Annotated in this window: 15 protein-coding genes; 6 read left to right on the plus strand and 9 right to left on the minus strand. The window is 54.0% G+C overall.

Annotated features, from left to right (window positions below; genetic code table 11):
• Positions 1 to 14: 14 nt before the first annotated feature.
• Complete coding sequence (gene tsaA / locus BUE18_RS00985) at positions 15 to 494, minus strand: tRNA (N6-threonylcarbamoyladenosine(37)-N6)-methyltransferase TrmO (protein ID WP_073471987.1); 480 nt, start codon at positions 492 to 494, stop codon at positions 15 to 17.
• A 111-nt stretch (positions 495 to 605) separates the two neighbouring features.
• Between tsaA and BUE18_RS00990 the strand changes: the two genes are divergently transcribed.
• On the plus strand, positions 606 to 3,572 hold the full coding sequence (locus tag BUE18_RS00990) for a pyruvate formate lyase family protein (RefSeq protein WP_073471989.1): 2,967 nt from the start codon (positions 606 to 608) through the stop codon (positions 3,570 to 3,572).
• A gap of 566 nt (positions 3,573 to 4,138) precedes the next feature.
• On the opposite strand, the gene BUE18_RS00995 is transcribed toward BUE18_RS00990, so the two are convergent.
• The 3 genes from BUE18_RS00995 to BUE18_RS01005 all read right to left on the minus strand — a co-directional run bounded on the left by BUE18_RS00995 (position 4,139) and on the right by BUE18_RS01005 (position 6,896).
• On the minus strand, positions 4,139 to 4,888 hold the full coding sequence (locus BUE18_RS00995; protein ID WP_073471990.1) for a ribonuclease H-like domain-containing protein: 750 nt from the start codon (positions 4,886 to 4,888) through the stop codon (positions 4,139 to 4,141).
• A gap of 60 nt (positions 4,889 to 4,948) precedes the next feature.
• On the minus strand, positions 4,949 to 5,131 hold the full coding sequence (locus tag BUE18_RS01000) for a hypothetical protein (RefSeq protein WP_073471992.1): 183 nt from the start codon (positions 5,129 to 5,131) through the stop codon (positions 4,949 to 4,951).
• A gap of 163 nt (positions 5,132 to 5,294) precedes the next feature.
• A complete protein-coding gene (locus tag BUE18_RS01005; protein ID WP_073471994.1) occupies positions 5,295 to 6,896 on the minus strand; it encodes a protein phosphatase CheZ in 1,602 nt (533 codons plus the stop codon).
• 214 nt (positions 6,897 to 7,110) lie between these two features.
• On the opposite strand from BUE18_RS01005, the gene BUE18_RS01010 reads away from it, so the two are divergent.
• Entirely contained in the window at positions 7,111 to 8,412 is a 1,302-nt protein-coding gene (locus tag BUE18_RS01010; RefSeq protein WP_073471996.1) for a GGDEF domain-containing protein, read from the plus strand.
• 14 nt (positions 8,413 to 8,426) lie between these two features.
• On the opposite strand, the gene BUE18_RS01015 is transcribed toward BUE18_RS01010, so the two are convergent.
• From BUE18_RS01015 to pdxA, 3 genes are all read right to left on the minus strand, one after another.
• Positions 8,427 to 9,206, minus strand: a complete 780-nt coding sequence (locus BUE18_RS01015; protein ID WP_073471998.1) for a hypothetical protein — start codon at positions 9,204 to 9,206, stop codon at positions 8,427 to 8,429.
• A gap of 240 nt (positions 9,207 to 9,446) precedes the next feature.
• A complete protein-coding gene (locus tag BUE18_RS01020) occupies positions 9,447 to 10,247 on the minus strand; it encodes a M90 family metallopeptidase (RefSeq protein WP_073471999.1) in 801 nt (266 codons plus the stop codon).
• 102 nt (positions 10,248 to 10,349) lie between these two features.
• Complete coding sequence (gene pdxA, locus BUE18_RS01025; RefSeq protein ID WP_073472001.1) at positions 10,350 to 11,351, minus strand: 4-hydroxythreonine-4-phosphate dehydrogenase PdxA; 1,002 nt, start codon at positions 11,349 to 11,351, stop codon at positions 10,350 to 10,352.
• Positions 11,352 to 12,172: 821 nt separating this feature from the next.
• Here pdxA and dnaA point away from each other — a divergent pair.
• Entirely contained in the window at positions 12,173 to 13,537 is a 1,365-nt protein-coding gene (dnaA, locus tag BUE18_RS01030; RefSeq protein WP_083610684.1) for a chromosomal replication initiator protein DnaA, read from the plus strand.
• A gap of 85 nt (positions 13,538 to 13,622) precedes the next feature.
• The gene (locus BUE18_RS01035; protein ID WP_073472336.1) at positions 13,623 to 15,011 is read left to right on the plus strand and encodes an FAD-binding oxidoreductase; all 1,389 of its coding nucleotides are present in this window, start codon (positions 13,623 to 13,625) and stop codon (positions 15,009 to 15,011) included.
• A 139-nt stretch (positions 15,012 to 15,150) separates the two neighbouring features.
• On the opposite strand, the gene BUE18_RS01040 is transcribed toward BUE18_RS01035, so the two are convergent.
• Positions 15,151 to 18,003 (minus strand): C25 family cysteine peptidase, encoded by a 2,853-nt coding sequence (locus BUE18_RS01040; protein ID WP_073472003.1) that lies wholly within the window; start codon positions 18,001 to 18,003, stop codon positions 15,151 to 15,153.
• 621 nt (positions 18,004 to 18,624) lie between these two features.
• Between BUE18_RS01040 and BUE18_RS01045 the strand changes: the two genes are divergently transcribed.
• Both BUE18_RS01045 and BUE18_RS01055 read left to right on the plus strand, forming a co-directional pair.
• Entirely contained in the window at positions 18,625 to 19,173 is a 549-nt protein-coding gene (locus BUE18_RS01045; protein WP_073472005.1) for a cache domain-containing protein, read from the plus strand.
• Complete coding sequence (locus BUE18_RS01055) at positions 19,157 to 22,555, plus strand: PAS domain S-box protein (protein ID WP_083610685.1); 3,399 nt, start codon at positions 19,157 to 19,159, stop codon at positions 22,553 to 22,555. The genes BUE18_RS01045 and BUE18_RS01055 overlap by 17 nt, the downstream gene beginning before the upstream one ends.
• A 1-nt stretch (position 22,556) precedes the next feature.
• Here BUE18_RS01055 and BUE18_RS01060 read toward each other — a convergent pair whose 3' ends face one another.
• Positions 22,557 to 22,751, minus strand: coding sequence for a hypothetical protein (locus tag BUE18_RS01060; protein ID WP_073472006.1), 195 nt, complete (start codon positions 22,749 to 22,751; stop codon positions 22,557 to 22,559).
• Positions 22,752 to 22,793: the final 42 nt, after the last annotated feature.

The raw sequence follows: 22,793 nt of genomic DNA on the forward strand, positions 1-22,793 counted from the left end.
TTTGACCCCTTTTCCTATTTGCTAAATCGCTCGTCCGCACGGGTTTTTGGAGCGTTCTTCTGGGCTTCTTCCAGCCATCCGGTGCGCGAGAACTCCGGCGTGTCGAATTGGGGCACATAGGGCTTGATGTCCAGCAGGGGCGTGCCGTCCAGGACGTCGATATTCTTCACGTGCACTATGTTTCCCTCCACCTTGACCACCTCCACCACGGAGAGCCCGATGGGGTTGGGTCTTTTGGGCGCCCGGGTCGAAAACACTCCCCGCTCCTCCTTATCCAAAAAAGGAGTCACTCTTAAATTGTAGCCATTGCTTTGGTGAAAGTGATATAATATAATGACATGGGAGAACCCGTCCACGTCTTTTAACCCCTCGGCGAGTTCCGGCAGCACCTCCAGCGCACCTTCAACCCCCCTGGCGCCGGCCGGCTGGATGGGCATTCCTTGCGTTTCTTTAAACGGCGTATGAATGGTTCCAATGGGATTCATCTGGATCATCTTTGGGACTCCTGCATAGAATAGCGGTTGCAAACCTGCAATATTAGGGCTTTTCGCCCATACGAATAATTATGTTTCAGACAAGTATCATACATACAGGGGGGAAGAATTATGGTCAAGGCTGTCAAGACGGAATTGGGAGTTGCTTCTTTTAGAATGTCCCTGAAAATGCTGGCCCTGCTTTTCAGGATCAGCCCCGCCTTTCGCAAGGAAATCCTGAACAAGGACACGGGCTTTGTGTTTAACGCCCGGTATCAGTTTTCCACAAGGGACGACAAGGTCCACATTTTTTTAATCATCGACCAGGGGAAAGTGCGTACGGGGCCGGGCAAAATTTCCAACCCGGATGTCATCATCTATTATAAGGACAAGGAAACCCTGGCCCGGATTTTTTCCAAAAGCCCGGAGGAGTCCCTGGACTATCTGCTCAGCAACGAAATGTCCTATACGGGCAACATGTCCTACCTCACCCGGTTCTCCTATATCACCACCCTGGCGAACAACCTGTTGGCCAAAAAAAAGGCGTCCGGGGAAAGCAAACTCTTCGCCCGCATTCAGGACATCGACCAGGGCGAAAAACGGCGCAAGCTCCAAAACGAGACTCTGGACAAAAAAACGGACGCCGTAAAATTCCTGGAAGATCCGTACCTGGGCCGATTAACCTTGGAGGATTTTCCCCGCCTGAAATATTTGAAGAACAAGCGCTTTTCCACCAAGCCCGCCGTATGCTCGGAAAGGGCCAGGCTGTTGACCGAGTTTCACCGGAAAAAGGGCTTCGAAACCGATCAAAGCGGCGCCCCCTGGCATCCAGGCCTGCGCCAGGCCCTGGCCATGAAGCACGTTATGAGCCATAAAAAGCCCATCATTACGGACAGGCAGCTTATGGCCGGGTCCACCACCGCCAAGGAGGTGGGCGTGCCCGTGTACCCCGAATTGATCGGAACCACCATCTGGCCCGAGTTGACCACCATCATGGACCGGGAGCTGAATCCCAACGATCTAAGCGAGGAGGAAGCCCGCATCCTGAATTTTGAGGTTTTCCCCTACTGGATGGACCGGAACGTCCGGGAGCACTGCCGCCGGGAGTTCGGCAATCCCGTGAGCCAGCAGTTGGAGGAGCGGTTCGTCCTTTATTTTATGATGAAGAATAACGCGATTTCCCATACCATTCCGGATTTCAGGAAGGTGGTGGAGGAAGGCCTGGAGTCCGTGGGCAAGGAAGCCCGCAAGCGGGAGCAGGAGGCGGCGGACCAGGACCAGATCTTGTTTTACCGCTCTTTGCACGCAGCCGTGGAAGGGGTGCTGGCCTACGCCGAAAACCTGAAACACGAGGCCCTGGATCAAATTGCGGCCATGGACCCGGAAGATCTGGATCAGGCCGTCCGCATTGCGGAGTTGAAAAAAATGGCACAGGTGTGCGAAAGGGTTCCGGCCAAGCCGGCCCGCACTGTATACGAAGGCCTTATGGCCATCTGGATCAGTTTTGTCTGCCTGCATGTGGAAAACGCCAATTCCGCATTGTCCATAGGCCGTTTGGACCAGATTCTCCAGCCCCTGCTGGCAAAGGAAATGGCCCGTGTCAAGACCGATAAGGGCCGCGAGGATGTGGTCAGAAGAACCATCGAACTGGTGGGGTCGTTCTTCCTTAAGCTGAACGATCACGACCCCCTCATGCCCAGCGTGGGCAACAAGCTCTTCGGAGGCAGTTCATCCGACGACACCGTGACCGTGGGCGGCGTCACCCGGGAGGGAGAGAACGCGGTCAACGACATGAGCTACATCATCCTGAAAACCGCCGAAATGCTCTGCTTTCAGGATCCCAACCTGAACGCCCGGTATTACGAGGGAATCAACTCCCCTGAATACCTGCGCCGGCTGGCCGAGGTGAACATCAACATGGTGGCCTCGCCCAGCATTCACAACGACAAAGCCATGATCGACGCCCTGGTTCACCAGGACATCCCCATCGAAGACGCCCGGGACTGGGGCGTGACCGGATGCGTGGAGCCCACCATTGTGGGCAGGCATTACGGCCATACCAACTGCATGCTGGTGAACATGGTGGCGGCCCTGGAAATGGCCCTGAACAACGGAGTGCATCCGGTCATGGGGGATTTGATCGGCCCCCGGACCGGAGAGGCGGCCGCCGATTTCACGGCCTACGAGGACTTCCTGGCGGCCTACAAGACCCAGTTGAAATACCTGTGCGACATGTCCGTGGAGATCAACAATTACCTGGGTAAAAGCCATCAATACATCCATCCCACGCCCGTGCTTTCGGCCATGAGCACCGGCCCCATGGAAAACGGCAGGGACCTCATCGACGGCGGGGCCATGTACAACACCTCCGGGGTGGCCATGGTGTCTCTCACGGACGTGGTGGACAGCCTCATGGTCATCAAAAAGCTCATTTACGAGCAAAAGGCCCTGGACTTCCCCGCGCTTTTGGACGCCCTGGCCCGGGATTTCGAGGGGGACGCCAACGTGGTTCACGCCCGGGTGAACCGCATTCCCAAATTCGGCTCAGGCGACGAGGAGGCCATTTCCATCGCCCAGGACCTGATCGATTTTTGCTACGACGTGTACATTCCCCAGAAGAACTATCGGGGCGGGGCTTATTGGCCGGGATTCTGGTCCATTAGCTATCATGTGGGGTTCGGCATGCTGTCCGGCGCCCTGCCTTCGGGACGGAAAAGAGGCAAGGCCTTCACCCCCGGCCTGACCCCGGCGCCCGGCTCGGCCGAGCAGGTGCTGCCCAACATCCGGTCCGTGGCGGCGTTGAATCATCTGAAAATGCCCAATAACATCGCCTTTAACGTCAAACTGGCGCCCCACGCCGGGGATTCCCACGCCAAGACCCTGGATTATTTCTCCAGCTATCTGCAAAGCTATTTTCAGCTTGGAGGGATGCAATGGCAGTTCAATGTGCTCACCACGGACATGCTGAAAGACGCCATGGACCACCCGGAGGATTACCGGTGGCTGATTGTGCGGATTTCGGGCTACAACGCGTATTTCGTCAAGCTGAACAGGAACATGCAGGAGGAGTTGATCGAACGCACTGAGTTTTTGAGTTAAGGCTAACTTGGGTTCAAACATATGGAAAAAAAGCCATTTGTTGGGTTTCGAGTATAGTTTTTTGACTTCGATTATTGTTTCGGTGTTAAGAGAGCGCAAATTCAGCAAACAATTTTCTATTCTCTGCCCAACCTGCTATTTTCATAACAAAAAAGTAGGTTGGGTAGAGCTTTTTCAAGGTGTGGAAAACCTGAAAAGAGGCGTTTTGACAACTCGTTCCCATGCTTTGCGTGGGAATGCATATCGTAAGATATTGAAACCGTATTCTATTGAAGATTTCATATTTGGCTGCATTATATCTCGGTATGCATTCACACGGGGACCGCGGGAACCATTTCATCGAGATAAAAGATCGAGATCGCGTCCTTCGAAATCCCAAACATTCCAAACATCCCAAACGTCCCTTGCATTCGCTTTAACCCGAAAAGATTGTCATCCCCGCAAGGGTGATCCATTTTTTAAGGATCGCCCGCAACCGGGGACCCGGCGTCTTTTTTTTTAAGGTATGGAAGGGGTGCAAGTGCCGCCTTTTAAGATCAGGCTTCAATTTTCTTTGGGAGCGGCGCCTACAATGCGTCCGGCGCAAGGGCCTGGGAGGACAATCTGTCGTAGGCCAGTTCCATGAGGGGCTTTAGGTTGACGATGTCCGCCGTGTTGTAGGCGATCAAGCGGTCCAGGGCGGCCTTGTCGCCGTTTTGCCAGGCTCTCCACAGGAGTACGGCCTCGTAGCCTCCCAGCCCGTCGATATCCTCTCCGCGGCTGATGCCCAGGTCCTTTTCGATTTTTTTCAGGCCTCCCCGGTATCCCAGCTTTCGCAGGGCGTGCATGAGGTCGATATGCCCCTCGGGCAGGGTGATGGAAGGAAAGGACCGCCTGATGAACGGCAGGTCGAACATGGCGCCGTTGAAGGTGATGACCATGTCGTATTCGGCGATGTCGATTTCAAAGTCAGGCAGGTTGAATCCGTTCACGTAGGAGAAAACCTTTTGGCCGTCATACACGCCGATGACCGTGATTTCGTGCATGTCCTGGTCCAGGCCGCTGGTTTCGATGTCCAGAAAGGCGGTTTTGCCTTTAAAGCGGCGATACATCCGCCATGATTGGTTGGAAGGCAGCAGTTTTTTAAAATAGGCCGGGTCGTCCAGGTGCAGAAGGGATTCTTCCAGGGCGGCCCGGATCAGCCTGTCCCGCCCCGGGGAGAACACGGGGCCGGGCCAGTCGAGGAAATCCTGCCAGGTGGCTATCCCCTTGCTCCAAATGCGTTTTTCCGTTTTTTCGCCGATTCCCTGAATGTGCATAAAGGTGCGTTGGAGCAAGGCTGAGCCTCCTGGCTGAAGCTGAGTGGGTTGTTTCTTTTAACAAGGGAGGGAGGAGGATCAGTTTGCATCGTCCCAGTTGTCCTCGGCCTCGCATAAAAAGGCGGCGAACTCCGGGTCGTCCTTCTGGATGCGGGCTGCAATCTGCCTCCAGGTTTCGGTCACGCTGGAGTAGCCTTTTTGTTTGATGAGGCCTTCTACGTACATAAACAATTCGTCCCGGTTCATGCTGGTCATATCCATGGCGCAAAGCTCCTTATGGTTTTACATGGTTTCGGGACCGCACGCGTGAAACGCGGGTTTCGGTCCTTGAGAATCCGGCTTGAGAAACTTTTCAAGCCGGACCCTTTTTGAGCATTTTCGGAGCTAAAAATCAAGGGGCGAGGCAAAAAGGACGTCGCGCCGATTAAAAACCAAACTCCTTGAGCAAGGCGTCCACCTCGTCCTGGGAGTGAACCGCGTCGTCCCGCTGGGCGTGGGAGGGGCCGTACAATTCCTCCTGCTGCTCCCCGGTTTTGTCTTTGGTGACTTTCACGCCGAATTTGGTGACCAGGTTCAGCAGTTTGGATTCCAGATCTTTGATCAAGGTGATGATTTTTTGAATCACCTGGCCGGTGAGGTCCTGGTAGTCCTGGGCCGTAAAGATGTCCACAAGGTCCTTGTTGGTGGCTGTGGTGGATTCCATGATGGAGTCGGTCGCGGCGCCGCAGGCCTGGACTTTTTCCCGGGCCATACGCAAAAGGCCGTGCATGATGGGGATGTTTTCGGCGCTGGGCTGGTCTTTGTTCTCCGTTGCCAGGTCCATCAATTTGTCCAGGGAGGCCATGAGGACTTCCACGTCGCTGGATGAGCTTTTCAGCTTGTCCATGAGGGCCATGCTTTTTTCATTTCTCTCCTGGATGACTTCCGTCAGGTCCATGGTGGTGGACGCCGCGTTTTCCGTGAGTTCGATGATGTGCTCCAGGCGCAGGCTGGAGTCGGGCAGCTTTTCCTCCACCAGCCCTTTCATTTCCGGATCCAGGGTGTTGGAGAACTCCCGCAAGGAGTCATGCAGCGCTCTGGCCATCTGGCCTATTTCCCCGAACAGGCCGAAGCCCGGGGAGCCTTTGGTAACGCTTTCCAGGATTGTTTCCGCCTCATCAATATTCCCGGCGGAAAGGGCCTTCATGAATTCCAGCATTTTGGTGATGATCTCAGTCCCGTCCATTGCCGGATCCATCCCCGCCTCTTTGGTCATGCCGGAAGCCAGGGTTCCTGTGAAGGCGGCCTGGATGCCTCCGATTTTATCCCGGGGAATGGATAGCGTGACAGTGGGCTCGCCGTTCGCATCCTGATTGATGGAGACGGAGCCTCCTTCCACTTCCAGATGCTTCTGGAAGGCATCCATAAAGTCTTCCGTGTCCATTCTCCACATTTCCACAATGGGGGGCATGATTTTGGGCTGAGTTTCCTTGGGGGCGGGGGACGCTTTTTGGGGAAGAGGCGGCGTTTGGAAATCGCCTGCAGAGGCCTGGCCCGAGGCTTCGACCGGGGCCAGGGAGTCCTCCAGCATGTCCAAAACGTCCGGCAGGCCGTCCCCTGAGTCTTCCCCCAACGCCTCCGCTATAATGTCTGCGGCGGCATCCTCGGCGGCGGCCTCCGGCTCCTGCGCGGGCAAAGGCGTCTGTCCCGACAAAATGGCCATGACCTCGGCCATGCCGTAATCCCCATGGTCTCCGTTCAGGGCCCTATCCAGGCTTTCCAATAACGCGTCCAAGGCGAAAGAAAGGGTTGCGCAAGCTTCCTGGACCGGCCCGCCGCCCAATTTATCGTCCATATAGACCAGAAGACTGTCGCATATTTCCATCAGTTCTTCGGCCATGAGCATTTCCAGGGTCGTCAATAATTCGCCGACCTGCGCCTTGGATTTGTCAATGCCCTCCGGGTCCGGGGCTGGGGCCTGAAAAACCTTTTGGACGTCTTTTACCGTTATTACAATATCTTGCAGGGTTTCGTTATCCAATTGCATGTTGGCAGCTCCTTAAGGAATATGGGGCGTAAGGATTTTCGTACACAGGGGGAATTTGCAAGAAGCATTCCATAGGTGCGGGGCGGGCCAAGGAAAATCGCCTTTTTAAAGTCCGGACTTGAAAGACCTACCCAAGGCCTGATAAAGAAGGAATACGTCAACTTGGCATTGTCCCGATCCAGCCTTCAAATTTTGGCAACTTGCGAGAGTGCGTGTGGGTTTCTCCATTAAGAAAGTCGGTTATTCCCTTCTGGTTCCAGGTCTCCTGATAATCATTTCGAGCATCATGGTCTATTGGTGGCCTGATCTTGTGAGAAAAGTGGGGGACGCAAATAAGGCGAGCGCCCTGCTGGAACTGCTTCCGGTCCTTCCTTACGCCGTGTTCGGCGCAGGAGTGATCATGGGCTGGAGGTACAGCAACACGGGCATGATTTTGGGGTCGGCGGCTTTGGCCTTAAGCTACGGATGCCTTGCGGCGACAGGCTCCGGCCCGGGGGCGGTCATGGGCGCCGGCGTCCTGGTGATGCTGCCCATAGACCTGTTTTTGCTGAGCCTGCTTACCAAGCGCAGGCTGTTCACCAGCCTGGGGATGGCGGCTTTGTCGGTTCTCGTCTTTCAGATACTGGCAATCTGGATTTTTTGCGAGCCCGGCCTGACGGATCTGGTTAACACCACCCAGCAGCTTTCCCCGGAATTGGGAAAACGCTTCGCCAACATCCAAACCCGGCTTAACCTGCTATTCAACAACCACTCCCCCCTGGGCTTGGAGCATGTCTCCATTTTAGGCCAAGTTGCCTTTTGCTGGTCCTTCATTGTTTTTATTGCACGCCTCTACTTTGCGCCCGACCAGCTTGGCACAGGCTTTTTCGGCGCTTTGTGCGCCGTGTTTTTCGGCGCGGTCATAGGGTCGCCCCAGGCTTATATGATTTTCTTTTTTACGGCCGGCCTCATCCTGCTCGTCACATCCATCGAGGCGTCCTTTTCCATGGCTTATATCGACGAGCTCACCGGCCTGCCGGGCAGACGAAGCCTGAACGAGACCATGCTCAATCTGGGCCGCAAATACGTCATCGCCATGATCGACATCGATCATTTCAAGAAGTTCAACGACACTTACGGCCACAAAACCGGGGACCAGGTCTTGAAGATGATTGCAACCCGGCTGGGCAAGATGGGCGGCGGCGCCAAGACCTTCCGGTACGGGGGCGAGGAGTTTACGGCCATTTTTCCGGGCAAGGAGATTTTCGAGGCCCTGCCTCACATCGAAAAATACCGTCAGGATATTGAAAATACGCCTTTCATCATTCGCAGCAAGGGGCGCAAAACCTCCAACGCAAACGCCAGGGGCAAAGCCCCGGCCGCAACCTCCAAGCGCGTGAAGGTCACGGTCAGCATCGGCGTGGCCGAACCCACCAGGGCCCTGACCAAGCCGGAGCAGGTCATGAAAGCGGCTGACAAAATCCTGTACAAAGCCAAAAAGTCCGGCCGCAACTGCGTCAAATCCTCCCAAGACTAAGAATGGGGTCAAATCTACGTTTGACGTTTGAGACTTCCCATGGTCCAACCGCATTCTTTTTGGGCGAATATTTTCAATGCTCTGTAGCGCTTCCGTGAGTTCCGGCAAATATCATAGTAGTTGTAATAGGTTCCATCTGGGTAGCATCCATAGAGGCAGGGGTACTGCACTATCCGGGTTTTTACGAAGAATTCCTGGGGATGCTGCTGAAAATAGTATCTCGCCCCTTGGATTGCGGCTTTGGTTTCATTCTCATCCCTGAATAAGATTGGGTAATGGAATAGCTCGCTTTTCACGAGAAAGCTGTTTTCTTCAAAATGGAACATGCATAGGTCCACGGGATGAATATTCCAGAGTCCGTCTTCGTCCAGGAAGACCATTTTCAGGATGCGGGCGTTCTTCACCGCCTCCTCGACAGGCTGGAGATTTTCCGGGGCGTCCGAACTCCAAATGAGTTCGTAGTCGTTTTTTACAACAAATTTATGGTGTTCATACCTTTCCAAGGGCATCCAGCAGACTATGTCCGACTCGCCTGCAAAGCTGAAAAACACCTTCTCCTCATTATTGCCGTAACAGAAGGCATTCCCTTCTTTTACGACGAATTCCCCCAAAATATGGGCGCAATGGGCCGCGCGGGTGAAACCCCAGAATAACCCATTGTGAATGAGAATATTGGGCAGAAGGAAGCCTTCCCAATGCCTGGGGCGGTTGGTGGGGATGGCTGCGTCCGGCATCATGACGGTAGCCAGGGAGTTCCCGCCAATAAGCGCTTGGATGATTTCTGAATTTTTCATGACATATTCCTTATGCAGTTGTTTTTGAATGTAAAGTGCTCTGACTTAATTTTGCATAATTCATACCATGGCTTGGGAAGCTGCGGGTTGCGGCAAAAGCAAAGGGGCCCAAAACGGCAAAAGCGTCAAACCTGGATTTGGCCTATGCTTGCCCCAGAGACTGGTTTATAGGATTTGAATCGGGCTGCTTTTTCTCGGGGATGAGATGGAAAAAAGCATCATAAGGATCATGGTCGTCCCTTATGCCATTGGTTGGGACTGCCGGGAAGCGCGCCGGTATGGATCCTGGCGGTAGTATTCCTTGAGCACCCGATACAACTCCGGGGCGTGCTCGACCATCTTTTGGGGCTGCTCGAAAAATTGCTCCGTGGCCACGGCGAAAAACTCCGCCTCATTCACGGCCCCGTAACTTCTTAAGAAGGATTTTTTTCCCTTCTTCGCATCTTTTTTCAGGCGCAAGAACTCCTCGGAGCAGACCCGGACCCAATCCCTGTACTCGGCCCTGTCCCGCAGGGGCGGCGTTCCGTCGGCCGCCCCGTCCAGCATGTCCAGCTTGTGGGCGAATTCATGATAAACCAGGTTGTGGCCGTCTTGGCTGTTGCGTCCGCCTCTCAACCCGGCGTCCCAGCACAAAATAACGGGACCGCCCTTGAAAGCCTGCCCCAGGATGGGTTGGGGCGCTTCAACGGACGTGGGGGAGCTTTCAAAAAAGCTCCGCTTGCGCCGAGGCGGAGTGACCGTGGAGGGATACACGATGATGGACTGGACGTTCCGGTAATAGTTGTGGGGCAGGCCCAGAAGAAGGAGACAGGCCTGGGCCGCAATGGTGACCCGGATTTCGTCTGTCAACTCCAGCCCTCCGGCGCCCTCCCAGTATTTCTCGGCGACGAATACCTGGATCAGGGCATGGAGCTTTGCCCGCTCCTCCGCCTTCAGCATGCCGTAATAGGCGACGTTTTGAACAAGTATTTTTTTCCAGGTCGGCGGAAAGGGCGCCTGGGTGAGTTTTTTCCTGCGGCGATCTGCGAACCAGCGAAACATTGCACTCCCTATTCATTTGAGGGTAAGGGGGCAAGCCTTTGTGTGCCCTTTGGCATTCGAAAAAAAGGCTCAAACGTCAAACGTAGACTTGACCCCATGGTATTATTTGAGGTGGGAGGCCTGCAAAGCCGCCATGCGGATGGCCGCCTCCATGCTGCCATGGTCGGCCTTGCCGGTTCCGGCCAGGTCGTAAGCCGTGCCGTGATCCACCGAGGTGCGGATGATGGGCAGCCCCAGGGTGGTGTTCACCCCGTCGTGAAAATGGATCATCTTGAACGGAATAAGCCCCTGGTCGTGATACATGCAGACCACGGCGTCCCACTTTCCCTGCTGGGCGTGGTAAAACAGGGTGTCCGCAGGCCAGGGGCCGTCCAGCGCGATGTCGCCGCCTTTGAAGTGCTCCATGGCCGGGATGATCACGTCCCTTTCCTCATTGCCGAAGGCGCCTTCCTCGCCGGCGTGGGGATTCAAGGCGGCCACCGCCAATTTGGGTCGGGGAATTCCAAACCTTTCCTTTAATGCCTGGCCTGTCACTTCGACGGTTTCAATAAATTTCTCCCGGGTCACATGGGCCGGAATTTCGCTGACGGCCATGTGGATGGTCACCAGCACCACCCGCAGCTTGTCCCCCGCCAGCATCATGACATACTTGCTGGTCCCGGTTCGTTGGGCTAAGAGCTCGGTATGGCCGGCGAAAGTGTAGCCGGCCGCATGCACCGCCGCTTTTTGGATAGGGCCGGTCGTAACAGCCTGTATCCGGTTGTCCCTGGCATAATCCACAGCCGTGGTGATATATTTGACCATGGCTTCACCCGTCTCCGCGCAAGGCGTTTTAGGCGCAAGCCGGGCCGGATCCAGGTCTGACACAGGCAGTATGTCCACCCGGCCGTACTCATAGGGGGCGTCCTCCGGGGACCTTGCAGGGCGGAAGTCCAGGCCCGACCGGATCAAAGTTTCCGCCCGCTCCATAACCAGTAAATCGCCGATAACCAATGGCCGGCAAATATTATAAATTTCCTTGTTTTTTAAGGTTTTAACTATGATTTCAGGGCCGACTCCCACAGGGTCTCCCATGGTGATTCCGATGATTGGCAATGATTCCATTTTAGTCTCCTCCTGAAAAGGATCATAGTGCAGGAATTCAGTGATTTCAAGCGTCTAAGCATGCATGGTCTACTTTAACAACTACTTTAAGAATTACTAGGCGCATTTTAGTTCGTTTTTGCAGCGTTGATATAGGTTTTTTCAATATAACTTTTTTTTGAAAAAAAAAGATCAACCCCGAATTGCGCAAAACATAATGTTTTCAAAGTCCAAGGCTCCGGAAAAGAGGTCTCGGTTTTCGATGAGGGCGAAAATCGGAATAATCCAGAGGAAATTGGAGGAAATGGGAGATCGTAAAATTGTTAATAACTTCACAGGTGCACGGATGTTCCCAATATGCTTGGGAAAAGAAACCATAAAAGAAACAAGTGTGATTTAGGCGGTTTAAATTTCATGTGTTAAAATTTGATTAAAAAATCAGGAGGTTATTTTTAGGACGGGAGCCGGAGGTTTGAGATGTTTTTAAGAAGAAAATCGCTCTTATCCGATTTGACGTCGAAGGGCCTCTGAGCTTATAACGCTATCAACGCTTGGGTCACTTCGGCCCGCTTCAAAAAAACCGCGAAAAAATATCTGAAAACATTCCCATTTGGAACGGCGCAGTTGCGTCCATGTCCGGTGAGACGTCCGGGCAATCAGGGGCTATTGTAGCACACCCAGAGGATATTTTTTTCCAAATTTTTTGTAAGCGGCCAAAAAACTTTTTAAGCGGTTGATGAAAAGGGGACGGCAAAAACCCGATCAAAACCGTACAGGATACCTTTGCGGCCGGGAAAAGCCTTAGAAATTTTAACCTTTTAAATTACTCGTAGGGAATATCCATGATGACAGATTCTATGCGGCTAGTCTGGGAAAAGGCCAAGGAAGCCATTCGTTCGCAGGTGCCGGATCAGGGATATCTCATGTGGATTGATCCGTTGAAGGTGCTCAAAGCCGCCGAGGATTCGGTGGTGCTGGGATGCCCAAACCCCTTGGCTAAGAAATGGTTGATGGACCACTATCGCGGCTTGCTGGAATCGGCGATGCGCGAGGCGGCCCAACGACCGTTAAAAGTCCTTTTGGAGGTGGCGGAGTGCGCGGCCGAGGCCCCGGAGGCGCCGGAAGAGGCGCCTCAGCAGTTGTGCCTGCCTGCCTTCGCCGACATTCCCCGGCCCAGTTCGGGGAGGCTCCTGAACCGGGATTTCACCTTTGACAGTTTTGTGGTGGGGGATTGCAACGACTTCGCCTATTCGGCGGCGTTGTCCGTAGCCTCCAAACGTTCCAAACTTCATGCTCCATTATATCTCCTGGCTCAGACCGGGTTGGGCAAGAGCCATTTGTCCCAGGCGGTGGGGCGCCAGGTGATGCAGGAAAGCCCCGAGGAGCGGGTTTTTTACATCACTGCGGAAGATTTCACCAACGAGATGATCGGCGCCCTGAACACGGGAACCATTTCCTCGTTCAAGGAAAAATACCGCAGGAACTGCGACACGTTGATCCTGGAAGACGTCCATTTTCTGAGCGGAAAGAACCGGACCCAGGATGAATTGGCATTTACCTTGGATTCCCTCATGGAAACCAACAAGCGCCTGGTTTTCACCAGTGCGTATCTGCCTTCGGAAATCCCCAAGATGCACGATTCCATGCGCTCCAGGCTCAACGCCGGAGTCATTTCCAGCCTGGAAGCCCCGGATTTCAGAATGCGAATGCGCATACTTCAGCGCAAAGCCAATTCCGCCAAAATAGCTCTGCCCATGGATGTGGCCGAATTCATGGCCTCCGAACTCACCGGGGACATCCGCCACCTGGAAAGCGGCATCAAAGGCCTGGCCGCCAGAAACTCTATCATGGGGCGCGGCATCGACCTGAAAATGGCCCGGGAAGTGGTTGGGAACATCGTCAGGAACAGAAAAGCCTTGACTCTGGGCGTCATAACAAAGATGGTCTGCAAATATTACCGGGTCACCGAAGAAGATCTGCGGTCCCGGTCCCGGAAGCAAGCCATAGCACGTCCCAGGCAGGTCGCCATGTATTTGGGCCGGCGCTATACGGATCAGTCCCTGCAGGCCATCGGCCGGAGCTTTAACCGCTATCACGCCACGGCCCTCCATGCCGTGGGCGTGGTGGAACGCCACATCCGCGAACACGGGGACATGCGGGAGCCTGTCCTTTTCCTGTGCGGGAAAATTGAATCCGGGGAATTTTAAAACCTGACGAGATCATTTTTCCGCAGTCATGAAGCTGCCTTTTGGGCCTTCCCTGCAGCCTGCTGCGGGGGAGGCCTTTTTTATTATGCCCATAGACGCCGCCATTATAAAAATTCTGAAAAAAATCGTTGGCCCCAAACACGTCCATGACTCATGGCATCAGCGGGCGGCTTACGCCTATGACGCGTCCAACAGGGATTTTGCGCCCGACGCCGTGGTTTTTCCGGCCACCACAGCCCACGTGGCTGAAATCATCAACCTGGCCAATCTCAATAATTTTTACGTCATCCCCCGGGGAGCGGGAACGGGAATGACCGGCGGGTCCCTGGCCGTGGAAGGCGGGGTGGTTATGCCCCTGACCCGCATGGACCAGGTGCTTGGCGTGGATCCGGCCAATCTGACGGCGGACGTGGAGCCCGGGGTGGTCACCGGCGATTTTCAGAAGCTGGTGGAAGCCCAGGGCCTGTTTTATCCCCCGGACCCGTCCAGTTCGGCCTACTGCACCATGGGCGGCAACGTGGCCGAATGCGCGGGAGGCCCCAAGGCCGTCAAATACGGCGTCACCAGGGATTACGTCCTGGGCCTGGAAGCGGTCACCGGCGCAGGCGAGATCATCACCACCGGCGTGCGCACGGCCAAAGGCGTGGTGGGCTACGACCTCACCCGGCTGATCACAGGCTCCGAAGGCACCCTGGCCGTCATTACCCGGATCACCGTGCGCCTCTTGCCTCTGCCTGAGTCGGTGCGCACCATTACGGCCGTGTACGACAAAATCGACGACGCCGCCAAAACCGTGGCCGCCGTGTTCTCCGCCGGCATCATATGCCGGAGCATCGAATACCTGGATCAGGCGGCTATAGGATGCGCCGAAAGCCACCTGGAAATCGGCCTGCCCACGGACGCGGAAGCCATTCTGCTTTTGGAAGTGGACGGCGATCCCCAGCAGGCGGAGCGCGCCGCCGAAAGGGTCGCCAAGGTCTGCCGGGATCAGAACGCCCGCACCGTATCAGGCGTGGACGACGCCGAAGCCGCCGCCAATCTCTGGAAAGCCCGCAAGGGGCTGTCGCCGGCCCTTTTCAAGTACGGCCCGCATAAAATCAACGAAGACATTGTGGTGCCCCGCACGAAAATTCCCGACGTGGTGCGCAGGATCAACCAACTCCGGGAGAAAACCGGCCTGACCATGGTCAGCTTCGGCCATGCCGGGGACGGCAACATTCATTTTAACATCATGCTGGATAAGGAAGACCCGGTCGCCCTGGAAAAGGCCGAGTCCGCCGTGGTGGAGCTTTTTGACTACGTCCTGAAACTGGGCGGCACCATTTCCGGCGAGCACGGCGTGGGCATTTCCAAAGCCCCGTATTTTGACATGGAAGTTCCCCCCGCCCAGATAGCAATCATGCGCCAGATCAAGGACGTGTTCGACCCGAACCACATCCTTAATCCCGGCAAAATGTTTCCGCCGGAATCCTAAAGCCTTTTTTCATCCTCAAAAAAAGCGGGAGACGAGCCGTCTCCCGCAAGCGAATAAAGTTTGAGCTTCTCCAGGTTCTTGATATTGTTGTTTGTATGGAATTTCCAGGGAAGCCGGCCGCTGTCGCGGCTTCGTGAAATCAGTTCGTCTTGCCCCTGAAGTCGAGGGGGCCTGACGGGCCTTTGTCTCTGATCCAGCCCTGGAAGAGCCTGCAGGTCTGATCCCCCTCCGGCCAAAAATAACGGGAGTCGCTGCCTAACATCAACTCGATGGCGCCTTCCGAGTCGTTTCCGTCTTCAATGCACCAGGCGATTCGATTGGCTTCGATCAGAGGCTTGACGAGCGTCTTTCCCGCATAGGTTATGTCTCCGTCTGACTTGATTTCCAGGTTGGACGCATCATGCCATGTTCCGGTCGTTCCTCCGTATTTTGTCCCGCAGGTGTACTGGCCGGTAAAATAAAAGTTGAGATGCTGCTTTTGCCAGGAGGCTTTGTGGATGCGGCCGCTGTTAGTGACGCTCAGGATATTGATGCTGGTCTGCACCTGGTCATACAGCACGTTGAACTTATCGGAGACGATTGCGCCTTCTTCGCCGCCCTCGTTCATGGCCCAATAGCCGAGCAGGCCGTTGTGCCGATCGATTTCGTCTGCGAGGATATTGTCGAAAATATCGCCCTGGATCTCCTTTTGGGAGCGGGCTTTGTTCCACAAGGCCACGCTGGCGATGTCCCCCTGGAACCACCGTTTGTCCCACTCGGGATTGGCGTTTTTAGCAAAGACAAGGTCTCCGTTGTATTGGGTGATGTTTCCCTTGACGGATTTGCTGAACCAAAGCTCCCCGTCCACGTACATTTTAATGATTTTGCCGTCAAAGGTCCCCGCCAGATGATACCAGCGTTTGGCTTTCAGCTTGGGGGACTTTGAGGGATCGTCGGGCTGGGCGTAATAATGCGTCTTGCCAATGGTGACCATCATGCGGGGGATGGCTTCCCCCACACGGAGCTCCCAGCCGCTTTCGGGGCCGTGCTTGGAAACCACGGCGTCCTGCCAGTTTCCGCCGTTAAAGGATTCGGCGCGCATCATGACCTCAACCGTAATCTCCTTGGCCGTCGCAATGTCGGGAGAGTTGGAAACCGATGCATAGGAGCCGTCATTGCCCTTGAAGCTGACCGAGTAGTTTTTCACCTTTTTGGCGTCCGCCGTCGGGTCCCCCAGGAGCAGGTACATCTTGATGTTCTGCTTGGCCAGGTCGCTGGTATCATTCTGCCATAACTTGGCCGTGCCGTATTGGGCGATTTCGCCGATGCCGGTGTACCGCTCGTTGATGATTCCTTCCCATAAAAATTTGTCGAACTTGTGATTTACGGCGGTGTAGGACGGCCTGGACGCTCCCCAGAATCCGGCGGATTTCAATTTGCTGATCCATGTTTCGCCAAAGCAGGGGCCTGTCCAGTCAATGAAATTGTTCAGGCAGCAGATGCTGAGGACCAAGGGCGTCTTGCTTCCGGTTTTCAGGTTGGTGACGTCGTTGATGTTCAGTCCATTGGAAGCCTGCCAGGCGGTCTGGGAGCCGTGCCCGCGATAGTTCACGATATCCGCGCCGCCGTTTTTGGCGACGTTATGGTTGTCCCGTTCGTTGAGTCTTTCAATGATCTTCGCCTTGGTCGCCGCCGGATCGCTGCCGTAGTATTTTAACGCGGCGTTGTAATCCTTGCGTTTTTCCCCGTCAATGGCGACGGCGATGGCGTCCTTGCACTGCTCGTAATCGTTGCGCTGGTAGGTGGTGAGCATAATGACGTCCCGCCATTGGCTGCCGTGGCGGCCGAAGGCGAGGGCGCGCACGCAGATTTTCTTCATAGTATCAACGTCGCTTGCCGGAAAGCGGCCGACCAGGAGTTCGGGCAGAATATCCCCGGAAATGTCGGCATAGTAATGATCCGAGGCCATGAGCCCATGATGCGGCTCGTCGCCCGGATCGTTCCAGGTTGCGCAGGCCGTATGATGGGTGGGGATTTTGTCCACGTCTCCTCCCAGGATCACCCATTTAGGGCGCAGCGCCCAGTTATTGTAGGCATAGGTAAGAAAATCCTTGATGGAAACGTCATCCCCGGTTGCCGGAAATTCCTTTTTGATGTCATCCAGCAGCGCGAGCTTGACCGTGTGGTCCAGGTTGCGAATGTCGATGAAGTTTTTAAAGGCGTCCTTGAGATCGCCGGTGGTCACAATGACAAAATCGCCGTGGTTGCCCGGGTCCTTGAGCTTTTTGGGCTCGGCCGCCTTGGCGTCCGCGTCTGCGCCCAGCTTGTCTTCCGTCTCAAAAGCCGTGCCGGCGTCCAGAATCAGGGAGTCCAGAATGGCGTTGGATGCCTGGCCGCGTTTCATGGGGACGCAGTCCATGCCCGGCTTGGTGTCGTAAGTCACTTCCAGTTCCATTCTTTCCACCAAAACGACTTTGCCAGTCTGGGGATTGTACTTGGCCGGAAAAACCAGGATGTGCGCCACCAGACGGCCTGAAACCCGTTTTTCCCCCACGAACTCGAAGGGCTGATCCGGAACAAAAGCGTCTTTCCCGTATATGCCGGGGTCCGGTTTGTACACCTCCGCCTGGCCTTCGATGGCGGGCTCGGCCACGGGAATCAGGTTGTATTTCCCGTCAAGCTCGCGATCCGCCTCTTTGAGCAGCTTCACGCCCGTAACCTTTGCATTGGGCGGAACGGCCACAAAGAGCCCTTCCTGGGGGACCGCCGGATGGCCCGGCTGCGTGTGCACCCCCGCGCTGGGAATGTCGATAAGGTCATACACATTCCCCCGATACTCCAGTTCATCCATCCAGGCGCCGGTCAATTCGTAGGTTACGATTGTGGCGCCGCCGCCCTGGTCGTCAACCCCCAGACTCCGCACTTTGGAGTAATCCGTCTTGGCGATTGACTTGTCCGCTTCTTTGCCGATGTCGGTTTTTCCGGACGCAGAGATCCATGTTCGTTTTTCCATGTGCCGCCTCCTTGTTAGTGTTTAGTATATAATACACAAAATGCCCTTAAAAAAATCACGACTCGCCTCTCGCACCGAAGGCGCATCATGACACCCCTAAAAAGCCCCGCTTAAACGCCTACATTATGGGGCGAAAAAACAAAGGCCCTATATCAGCCCATTTCCGGACTATCGATCAAATTGGATTTTTAGCTAAAATCTAAATATAACAGATACTTAAATCGCTTACACAAAGACCGCCCTGCAGCATGCGAATAGAGATTCATTGCGGGTCTTCGGCTTTGCACGCCGCTTTCGTTCTTTGAGATTGATCAGCCCTATGCCAGTTACACGATCTTGCCGGCTTATGTTTATTGTTTAGTATATAATACACAATAATTCAGGTCTGCGTCAATCATTATCTCACCATTAATTTGAATCCAAAGGAGGATCTTGGGAGGCCGCCCGCTCCCCCTGCTCTCCAGCTATTTGAAAACGGGATTTTTTGCTCGGCTGTGGGTATTCACATTACTTTACCTTATCCGCACCGGCTTGGTAGTATGTTATTTGCATTTTGGTATCGCTCCAAACAGATGAGCAAACCGATTCCAATGGATCCGCAAGCGAGGGAGGTGATCGCCCATGAAATGCAGGGGGCCATTTTTAATAGTCATGATACTCCTGGTTTTAGGGTTCGCGCCTGCATCGACGGCCCAGGATGATGAGCCCATTCAGGACATCGCCGCAAAAACAAAAGGGATTGTGAATGCGGCTTATGATTACGTCAGCCGGCATTCCGGCGACATGTCCGCTGTGCAGCACGCCCTTCAAACCAACCCGGATTTTTTGGACCGGGAAAAAAATCTTTATGTTTTTATCCATTGCTACAATATCGAGAAAAAAGAGGCCGTATGCTGCGGGCAGGGAAGTCGTCCGGAGCTTGTTGGGAAGAATATGTGGCATCTGAGGACGCCCAGCGGCAGGATGCTTTTTTTTGAGATCGCCCGGATGATTGAGAAGGACGGCGAGGGATGGATTGAATATGATTGGCTGAACCCTTATACGAAGACGCTCATGTCAAAGTATTCCTATGTGAGGGGGATTACCCTGCAAGACGGGCGGAAAGCCTGGGTGGGATGCGGGTTTTGGAAAAACAAAAACAAGGATTTTCAGCATGACGATAAAAAGTAAAATTTTTGCTGCAGGCGCCGTGTTTTTTATTGTTTTTGTCTTGCTCGCCTTTATGAGCATCTGGACCCAGCACGAAGTTTTGGCAAATCGAAACATCCGGGACAGTGTAGACAAAAAGTTGGCCGACATTCAGGAGTTTGAAGAATGGAAGACCAGTTTGATTCGTTCGGTTTCGGACATGGCGGCCCAGGAGCATGTCCCGCCCCTTGCCCGGGAGCAATTCCTCCTGCCCGCCGGACAACAAATGCCTGGTTATGACATTCTGTCTGAGTCAGGGCTGCGGCTGGTGGATCTCATTGCCTCGAAGGAAAAGGCGTCGGCGGATATTGATCAGGCTTTCGACGATATCAGGTTTAAAATTAATACATTGTATTATCAATTGGATGAAAGGATCGCTACCGTTTTGGCGATCCTTCAGTTGGAGCGCGTCATGGGAGAGGATGCTTCCGAAAAAGGCGCCTTGGCGCCTTATGTCTTAAAAAGCCTTAATCAACTGACGCTGGTCGCGCTCAACGGCTTGGTATCCAGAAGTTTTTCGAACGCCGACAAAAGCGTGGTCATGAAAAATCAGCGGTTTATTTCCTCGCAGCTTGAATTGATTGATTCGGACGGCAGTCTTCTCGCCTTGTTTTCGGAACTGTTCGCCCAAATCGAATCCCTTGAGCGATTGATTACCGAGTCGGATGCAACCCTTTCGCGCTATCAGGCACAGATTGCAGAAGCAAGAGACGCCTTTGACTCGGCCGCCAAATCAACGGAGATTGACGCCTTTGTTGCAAGAGCCAAGTCCGATCTGGACGCCGCCAATATGAAATTGGAAAATGCAAGCCGCTCCACTTTGACAACGGTGGTTGTTTTTCTTTTTTTGGTTCCTCTTCTCGTGATTATCTTTGGCATTTTTGGCTTGAATACGATTATTTTGCGTCCCATCAGCCAGTTGATGCACGCCATGAAACGGGTTGAAGACGGGAAATTTGATGTAGCGGTCCCGATCAGGGCCGAGGATGAAATCGGTAAACTTGCCTGGGCGTTTAATGCCATGGCTGCCGAGATTACGTCCAAAGTTGCGGAGATGTCAAAGCTGAATCAAGGGCTTCGCGAAAGCGAGTCCAAATATAAGACGCTCGTCAATAATATTCCGCAGAGAATTTTTCTTAAGGACAAATATTTTAAATATGTTTCATGCAACCGGAATTACGCACAGGATGTGAACATGACAGAGGCGCAGATTGAAGGGAAAAATGACTTTGATCTGTTTCCAAAGGAAATTGCGGAAAAATATCGGTCTGACGATGAACGGATTCTCTCGGCGGGGGAATCGGAGGAAATTGAGGAATCCTATATCAAAGACGGAGAAACCATGTTTGTTCAGACCGTTAAAGTTCCGATACGGGATGATGCGGGGGAAGTCAGCGGTGTTCTGGGCATCTTTTGGGACATCACCGAACGCCGAAAAATGGAAGAATCCTTGCGCATCACCCGTTTCAGTTTTGAAAACGCCCCCTTGGGGATCTACCTGATCGGCGAAGGCAGGCGCATCCTGGACGTCAATGAAGCCGCCGCCCGGATGCTGGGGTATACGAGGGAGGAACTGGCCTCCATGGGTACTTGGGAGGTTGATCCCTTACAGGCAAAGTTAGATGAAGAGGCGGCCTGGAACATGGCAAAAGCCCGAAAAGAAGGGGAGTGCTTTGAGTCTGTTCATCTAAGGCAAGACGGCTCCGAGGTTCCTGTGGAGGTCAGCAGCAACCTGTTCGAATACGAAGGGCGGAGATATGCGGTCGCCTTTATTCAGGATATCACCCAGCGCAAACAAGCGGAAGAGGAATTGCGTAAAAACAGGCGGCTGCTCAGCAATATTTTGGAATCCATGGATGAGTCCGTGGCGACGGTAGACCAGGAATTTGTCTATCAGCTTGTCAATAGGAGGCATGAAGAATGTTTCGATCAAGCGAGGCAAGATGTGGTGGGCAGAACGGTTTGGGATATCTTCCCCGGCGTACAGGAGACGCCGGCATGGCGTTATATGAACAGGGCGATGCAAGGCGAGATGGTCGGCGGCGTTGAGATTAAGGTCCCTAAATTGGACGGAACCGAGTTGTGGATGCGAGGGTCCTATTCTCCGTTAAAGGATTCCGATGGAAAGGTCATCGGCGTCGTAGGCGTCGGCGTGGACGTCACCCAACAAAAGAAGGACGAAGAAGAATTGCGCCGCCTGCGCAACTACCTGTCCAACATCATTGACTCCATGCCTTCGGTCCTGGTGGGGGTGGACTCCAAAGGGCTGGTCACCCAGTGGAATAAACGGGCCGAGCAGGTCACCGGGATACCCTCGGAAAACGCCCGGTTCCAACCCCTGGACAAGGTGTTCTCCGGCCTGGCGTATGAGATGGACCGCATCCAGGCTTCCATCCGGGACCGTCAGGTGCTCCATAATTCAAAGGCCCCCAGCCGAAATCAGGACGAAACCCGCTACGAGGATATCACCATCTATCCCCTGGTCGCCAATGGCGTGGAAGGCGCCGTTATCCGGGTGGATGATGTAACGGAACAGGTGCGGCTTGAGGAGATGATGATCCAGAATGAAAAAATGCTGTCCGTTGGCGGGCTGGCTGCAGGCATGGCTCACGAGATAAACAACCCCCTGGCCGGCATCATACAGACTGCGAATGTGATGCGGTCAAGGCTGGAGCAATTGGAATTGCCGGCAAACATCCGCGCTGCCCAAGAGGCGGGAGCGTCCATGGATGTGATCAAGGCGTACATGGAAAAAAGGAGCATTCCCCGGATGCTGGAGACCATCGATGAATCCAGCAAAAGAGTGGCGGAAATCGTCAAAAACATGCTCAGCTTCGCCAGAAAATCCAATGAGACTTTCTCACTCCATCATCCGGTGGACCTTATGGACAAAATCCTTGAACTGGCGTCCACGGATTATGACTTGAAAAAACAGCAGGATTTCAAAACAATCAAAATCATCAAAGAATATGAGGAAAATCTTCCTGAAATATCTTGTGAAGGGACCAAAATCCAGCAGGTCCTGCTTAACATTCTCCGAAACGGCGCCCATGCAATGCAATCCTCGGATGCGAGCCGCGGGTATACGCCCTGTTTTGTCTTACGGCTTGCCAGGGAAGAACGCATGCTGCGCATGGAAATCCAGGACAACGGCCCTGGCATGGACAAGGCAACCCTGTCACGGATTTTCGAACCCTTTTTCACGACCAAGCCCGTGGGCGAAGGAACCGGGCTTGGGTTGTCCGTCTCGTACTTCATCATCACCCAGAACCACGGCGGAACCATGGATGTGGTTTCCTCGCCGGGCAATGGCGCCAATTTCATAATTCGCCTGCCCCTGGATCATGCCCATGACAATGCTTGATTTATAAAATATTGCGGCTGACGTCGAACGGCGCTGCCTGGGCCGCCCCAAAAAAGTTGCCTCCAACAAGATTTTCCTCACCTTGCACCTGATCAAAAGGCGGTGAGCCCTCTGCTAAGCCTCCTGACTCATAGTTATTGAGTTTTTGAGAGGCGTCTTCAAAAACCAAAAACATTGTTCTGCCGGGGCTGCCCATTTTTCTCTCCGGCGAAAACGATTCCAGCATTATCCAATAATC

Source organism: Desulfatibacillum alkenivorans DSM 16219, assembly GCF_900142135.1.
In the GTDB taxonomy this organism is placed as follows: domain Bacteria; phylum Desulfobacterota; class Desulfobacteria; order Desulfobacterales; family Desulfatibacillaceae; genus Desulfatibacillum; species Desulfatibacillum alkenivorans.